Raw genomic sequence first — 6574 nt, forward strand, 5'->3', positions numbered from 1 at the left:
CCCAGAAGGTATCCGGATCGTTGATCGACTGCTCATACATCGCGGCATACTTCTCACCGTCGATATGCGCATTGGCAGCGAATTCCGGTGCAACCGGATATATCTTCTCTTCACTCATCTATAGTGTCCCTGAATTGCTTAAGCAGGCTGAAGCGCGTCAACCTCTTTTTATTCGAAAAATTCGTAGTGGGTGCCTAAGCCTTTTTCCAGAGCAGCCTTATACAGCATGGCAACGGTGACATTGTCCTGAATCGCCATGCCCACAGAGTCGAATATCGTGATCTCCTGCGGATTTTCACGACCCGCCTTTCTGCCCAACAGGATCTCGCCGATCTCGGCGTGAATATCCTCCGGCCTGATCAAGCCATCCTTGACGGGATGCTGTGTATCGCCGTATTTGATGCACAGTTCGACGGAGTCGTTGACCACCTTGGCCTCCTTGAATATCTCGGCATCAAGCTCCTGCTTGCCCTGCATATCGGAGCCGATGGCGACAATATGGGTGCCGGGTTTTAGCCACTCATTCTTGACGACTGGGCCGCGATGGCCTCGGGTGACGGTTACCACGACATCGGCCGCGCGAACCGCCTCTTCCGCGGTTTCGCAGCCGCGGATATCGAGACCGGTTTCGGCGGACATCTCCCGTACATAGGCATCAAGCTCGTCCCGGGAGGCGTTCCACACCAGAACTTGAGAAAACTCCCTCACCCTGATAATGGCGCGAAGCTGCCGGCGTGCCTGGTTTCCGGCACCGATAATGCAAAGCGTCTTGGCATCCTCCCGCGCAAGATACTTGACCGATATGGCACCCGCGGCGGCGGTGCGGCAGCCGGTAATCCAGGTGCCGTCCATAATGCACTTCAGGGCACCGGTGCCTGCCTCGAACAGCATCACGGTGTTCATCCCGGTCGGCAGGCCCAGCTCGGGATTGTGTTTGTATCCGCCGGCGGAGGACTTCAGCGTTATATAGCCCCCATCCAGATCAAGACCGGCCTTGAAATCGATACAGGCATGCGAGTCCGGCAGCTCCACGCCCATGAAGTCCGGCTGAATAACCTTGCCGGAGTTAAAGGCTCTGTAGCCGTTTTCGACCGCGGTCAATACTTCGTCCAGATCAAGGACCGATCCCACCTCATCCTTGTTCAATAGCAACGTTTTCATATCTTCCCTTTACCGATATCTTTTCAGAAAATGCCTTTCACATGATCTCCTTTAAGGAGACTTCCGATCATGTCCAGGTTCCAATTTCCGGAGGTCAATACCACACAGACCTTTTCATCCGGACGCGTATCCACGAGACCCGATTGCAACGCGGCTATTCCCACGCAAGAGGAAGGTTCCGCGATAAGCTTGGCATCATTGGCAACCATCCGTACCGCTTCTTCGATCGACTCTTCGGAGACGGCAACGATCTCGTCCACATACTTCTCGATAATGGGATAGGGGTTGTTGCCGGGCCAATCGCAGGCGAGACCGTCGGCGATGGTCTGTTTGACCGTTACCCGGGTTCGCTCGCCGTTTTGTCGGCTGCGGTAGTAGGGACAGCAGGCTTCGGCCTGGACGCCGATGACCCTGATATTCGGTTTCGACTCCTTGATGGCGGTGGCAATGCCGGAAATGAGTCCACCCCCGCCGATCGGGACTAGAACGGTGTCCACATCCGCCAGATCCTCCATGATCTCCAGCGCGATGGTGCCCTGTCCGGCAATGACGTCGAAGTCTTCGTAGTTGTGGACGATGGTGTAGCCGTGCGCCTCGACCTCGGCATGCACCTTCTTCCAGCGCTCCACGTAGGAGCGATCCCACAGAATGACATCGGCACCCATTGCGCGGGCGTTTTCGACCTTCACCGATGGCGTGTCTTCCGGAACGATGACCGTTGCAGGAATACCCAGCACCTGTCCCGCGTAGGCGCATGCCTGACCATGGTTGCCCGACGAGCTGGTGATAATCCCTCTACCGAGCTCCTCCGCAGTCAAGGAGAGGATTTTGCTTAAAGCCCCTCTCAGCTTGAAGGCACCGGTGATCTGAAGCATTTCCGGTTTGACGTAGACCTGGCAGCCCAACGCCTTGTCCATCCGGCTCTCCCTGAGCAAGGGGGTGCGGCGAATATAGGGACGAATACGCTCCGCCGCCTTTTTAATATCTTCAAGCGTTACACTGCTCTTTTCCATGATCGCTCTCGTGATCTGTTGTGGTCGTTTAGCAAGCCCTACACCTGGCTCATTGCCCCGCCGTCTGCAGATAGCGTGTTCTGTACTGGCGCGGTGTCATTCCGCACAGGCGCTTGAAATGTCGCGCCAAATGGCTCTGGTCGAAGAAGCCGACCTCGCCGGCGATCTCCGTCGGACGCTGCCCCTGCTGCATCATCGACTTCGCCTGTCGGACGCGTACCTGACAGACATAACGGTAAGGGGACATGCCGACACGCCGACGGAACTGCTTGGCAAGGCTGAAGCGCGTCATGCCGACGTAGTGCGCCAGATCGTCCAGGTTGATCGATTCGCTGAAGTTCTCATCGATGTAGTCCTTTGCCATCGCCACCGCCCGCGCGGCGTGCTCCTCGCTGCAGAGCACCGTGTCGCAGTCGGGGAACGATGACGGAGATCGCTGTTGCATGTTCATCTTCGACACCCTCCAATCGAAGTGAGAGGTGGCCGCGCTTAGCCGGCCGCCGCCACAGGTACCGACTCTTCGAGCTGCAAAAGCTCGATATCGCGGTGGTGACAGAGTATTTCGTTGCCCTTGTCCAGCCGCACCCGCGGTGGCGGGGTCGTGTTGCACTTGCCGTCGATCCGAACCGGGCAGCGCGCCAGGAACGGACAGATCCCCTCGGCATTGGCCGAAACACCAATCCGCGGTGGTACGCCCCGCCCCGCCTGCGTCTCTTCGAGCCAACCCTGATGCATCTCCGGCACGGAATCGATCAGCAGATTGGTATAGGGGTGATAAGGCGGGGCACGAAAGGTAGAGCGCTCACCCTGCTCGACCTTGGCCCCGGAATACATCACCACGACCTCATCGCAGATCGCCCGAACCGTGTTGATATCGTGGCTGATGAACAGATAGGAGACATTGAGTTCGCGTCGCAGATCAGCCATCAGCTTAAGGATCGCCGCGCCCACCACCGTATCCAGCGCCGACGTCACCTCGTCGCAGAGAATCAGATCAGGTTCCGCCGCCAACGCCCGCGCGAGATTGATACGCTGCTTCTGGCCACCGGACAGTTCACCAGGCCGACGCTGCGCGATACTTGCCGGCAGCTGTACCAGGTCCAGCAGTTCGGCCACACGCTCCCGCTGCCGTTTGCCCTTCATGCCGTGATAGAAGCGCAGCGGGCGCGCCAGGATATCTTCGATGCTGTGCTTCGGGTTCAGCGCCGTGTCGGCGTTCTGAAACACATACTGCACACGTCGGAACTGCTCCCGGGTGCGCCCGGCCAGGGTACCGCTGAGCGGCTGCCCGTCCAGCAAAATCCGCCCCGCCGATGGCGCCACCATGCCGGCGACCGCTCTTGCCAGCGTCGTTTTCCCCGAGCCCGACTCTCCGATCACGCCGACCGTGGTGCCACGACGCACCTGCAGGTCGATACCATGCAGCACCTTGACCTGCTTGCCGTAACACACCTCGAGATCACGCACCTCAAGCAGCGGCTTCTCCTGCTCTACAGGCTCGACCCGTGCGGAGGCACGTGAAGCCGCTGCAGGCTTCATCGCCGCCAGCAGACGACGGGTATAGGGGTGTGCAGGTGCGGCCAGAAGCTGCTCGGTAGGGCTGTTTTCCTGGATTTGGCCATCACGCAGCACGACGATACGATCCGCCATCTGCGCTACGACGGCCAGGTCGTGCGACACATATACCGCCGTGGTACCGCGTTCACGCACCACCTGTTTGAATGCGCGCAGCACTTCGATCTGGGTGGTGACATCCAGTGCTGTGGTCGGCTCGTCCAGAATCACCAGCGCCGGATCGGTGATCAGCGCCATGGCCGCCATCAGCCGCTGCAGCTGACCGCCCGACACCTGGTGCGGATAGCGCGCGCCGATATTCTCGGGATCCGGCAGCGCCAACGCCCTGAACAACTCGACCGCCTTGGCTTGCGCCTGCTGCCGCGATGCAGTGCCGTGGATCATCGCACTTTCGATGACCTGGTCCATGATCCGCTTGGAGGGGTTGAATGCCGCGGCCGCACTCTGCGCGATATAGGCCACGCGACAACCGCGCAGGTTGGCCAGCTCGGCATCCGACAATTGAAGCACGTCGACATCGCCGATGCGCACGCTGCCGCCGACGATGCGGCAGCCACTGCGTGCATAGCCCATCAGCGACAGCGCGATGGTGGTCTTGCCGGAACCCGACTCGCCGATCAGCGCCAGCACTTCGCCCTGTTTCAGGCTGAAATCGACACCGTGCACAATCGGCAGATCGACGCCCTCGTCGGTACGCGCGGCCACGCGCAGACCGCTTACCTTGACTATCTCGTTCATATCGCTTCTCCGTCTAACGTTTCGCCCGCCCGCCAAGGCTGTCGATAAGCAGGTTGACCCCCATGGTCAGGGTGGCGATCGCAACCGCCGGTGCCAGCACCGCCGGAGCCCCGATGCCAAGGCCCTGGATGTTTTCACGCACCAGCGAGCCCCAGTCGGCATCGGGTGGCTGTACGCCCAGACCGAGGAAGCTCATCGCGCTCAGTAACAGCACTACATAAACGAAGCGCAGACCGAAATCGGTCAGTACCGGACGGAGCATATTCGGCAGCACCTCGATAAAGATGATGTAGGCCAGACCTTCTCCCCGCGTCCGCGCCGCCAGGACATAATCCATCGTCATGACATTGACTGCGAGGGCACGAGCAATTCGGTAGCAACCCGGCATGTAGGCGATGGCGGCCATGACAATAAGCAGTGGCACAGAAGAACCGAATGAGGCCACCATGATTAATGCAAAGATCTTGTTCGGGATTGCGATCATCGCATCCTGGACACGGCTTATGAGCGCATCGATCCATCCACCGGAGGCGGCTGCGACCAGGCCAAGCACGACACCCGACATACAGGCTAGCGATGTCGCCAGCAACGCTATGCCTATCGTATAAGGCGCTCCGTGCAGCAAGCGGCTGAGAATATCGCGTCCAAGATAATCAGTACCCAGCGGATACTGTGAACTGATTGGACCGAAGAAGCTGTCGCTTACCAATCCATTGACATCATGGGGCGCGATCATTGGCCCAATCACAGCCATCACCAGCCAAAAAAACACCAGAATAAACCCCAGGAAACCTCCGGGGTTCGGCAAACGTCGATGCTTAGTGGGTGCGGTGACCGGCACTGAATTGTCCAGCCATTCATTTTCCGCTACTTGACCGCTACCGCCCGATGTCGCCATATTCTGCGACCCGGATTGATTGATGTTCGATTTCATTTGCGTAGCCTCGGATTAGATACAATTGCACAGATATCGGCTATCAAAACCAGAACAAGAAAGCCCAGGCAGAACAGCATCACACATGCCTGAACCAGCGGCATATCACGTGTGACCACACCGTTAACCATCAGCGTCGCGACACCCGGATAGTTGAAAATAGACTCGACGATCACTACACCACCGAGCAGGTAGGATAGGCTCAACGCTACGGCGTTGACGATCGGCCCGACTGCATTCGGCAGTGCATGTCGTAGCACCACCCGCATTGGTCGTGCACCCTTGAGCAACGCCATCTCGACATAAGGAGAGCTAAGCTGGTCGATCACGGCTGCGCGCGTCATTCGCGCCATCTGCGCTATCAGTACGCAGCACAGCGTCATTACCGGCATGGCATAGACACTGAGCATCTCGCCGAATGAATGTACGTCGACGGTACGCGATAGCGCGGACAACCAACCGAGCTTGACCGCAAAGATCAGCACCGCGATGGTGGCAATGAGAAATTCGGGTACGGAGACCGCGAACACAGTCAGCATATTGGTATACCGGTCGAAAGCCGAGCCGCGGAACATCGCTGAAAGAATGCCAATCGTCAGCGCAACCGGAACGGAGACTAAGCTGGTAACAGCCGCCAAACTGAGTGACTTCGGCAGCCGGTTCGAAATCATATCGCCGACCTGCAGTCCGTTAACCATCGAAATACCGGGATTGCCTGTAATCAGTCCACTCGCCCAATGCAGATAGCGCTGCCATAGCGGCTGATCCAAACCGAAATGTGCTCTCAGGGCCGCTACGGCTTCAGGCGTCGCCGCCTGACCGAGCTGCTCCTGCACTGCGTCACCAGGCAGCAGACTGGTGAGAAAGAAAACCACCATCGATACGATAACCAGCGTGATCACACCGATTCCCAGCCGGCCAATTACGAGCCGTGCAATCGTGCTATTCATAGTCCACCCTTTTTTATTAATGGTTCCGAGCATCGGAGCAGCACTCGGAACCGCCTTTAATTATCGGGCGATCCTTGCCCTGCTTTCTTTTACGCCTCCAGCCAGACGTGCTCGGCGAACATATAGCCCATCAGGCCGCCAAGCGGGTGTGGGGTCATACCCTTCAGCTTGGTAGTATGCGCATCAAGGCTACTGTTGAAATG

The 6574-nt window shown here is 58.4% G+C and carries 6 protein-coding genes; all 6 read right to left on the bottom strand.

Annotated elements, in window-relative coordinates; translation table 11 throughout:
- Nucleotides 1–168: 168 nt before the first annotated feature.
- The 6 genes from KQ940_RS22340 to KQ940_RS22365 are packed head-to-tail and all read right to left on the bottom strand — an operon-like array spanning nucleotide 169 to nucleotide 6371.
- Nucleotides 169–1161 carry an ornithine cyclodeaminase family protein gene (locus tag KQ940_RS22340; RefSeq protein WP_217416862.1) on the bottom strand — a complete coding sequence of 331 codons (993 nt, stop codon included), beginning with the start codon at nucleotides 1159–1161 and terminating at the stop codon, nucleotides 169–171.
- A 23-nt stretch (nucleotides 1162–1184) separates the two neighbouring features.
- Nucleotides 1185–2174 carry a threonine ammonia-lyase gene (locus KQ940_RS22345; protein WP_217416863.1) on the bottom strand — a complete coding sequence of 330 codons (990 nt, stop codon included), beginning with the start codon at nucleotides 2172–2174 and terminating at the stop codon, nucleotides 1185–1187.
- A 49-nt stretch (nucleotides 2175–2223) separates the two neighbouring features.
- Entirely contained in the window at nucleotides 2224–2625 is a 402-nt protein-coding gene (locus tag KQ940_RS22350) for a helix-turn-helix domain-containing protein (RefSeq protein ID WP_217416864.1), read from the bottom strand.
- Between the two features lie 38 nt (nucleotides 2626–2663).
- Complete coding sequence (locus KQ940_RS22355) at nucleotides 2664–4487, bottom strand: ABC transporter ATP-binding protein (RefSeq protein ID WP_217416865.1); 1824 nt, start codon at nucleotides 4485–4487, stop codon at nucleotides 2664–2666.
- Nucleotides 4488–4500: 13 nt separating this feature from the next.
- Nucleotides 4501–5421 carry an ABC transporter permease gene (locus KQ940_RS22360; protein ID WP_246590265.1) on the bottom strand — a complete coding sequence of 307 codons (921 nt, stop codon included), beginning with the start codon at nucleotides 5419–5421 and terminating at the stop codon, nucleotides 4501–4503.
- Nucleotides 5418–6371: an ABC transporter permease gene (locus KQ940_RS22365; protein WP_217416866.1), complete on the bottom strand. Its 954-nt coding sequence runs from the start codon at nucleotides 6369–6371 to the stop codon at nucleotides 5418–5420. The genes KQ940_RS22360 and KQ940_RS22365 overlap by 4 nt, the downstream gene beginning before the upstream one ends.
- Between the last annotated feature and the right edge of the window lie 203 nt (nucleotides 6372–6574).

It is taken from the genome of Marinobacterium ramblicola, assembly GCF_019084545.1.
Classification (GTDB): domain Bacteria; phylum Pseudomonadota; class Gammaproteobacteria; order Pseudomonadales; family Balneatricaceae; genus Marinobacterium_D; species Marinobacterium_D ramblicola.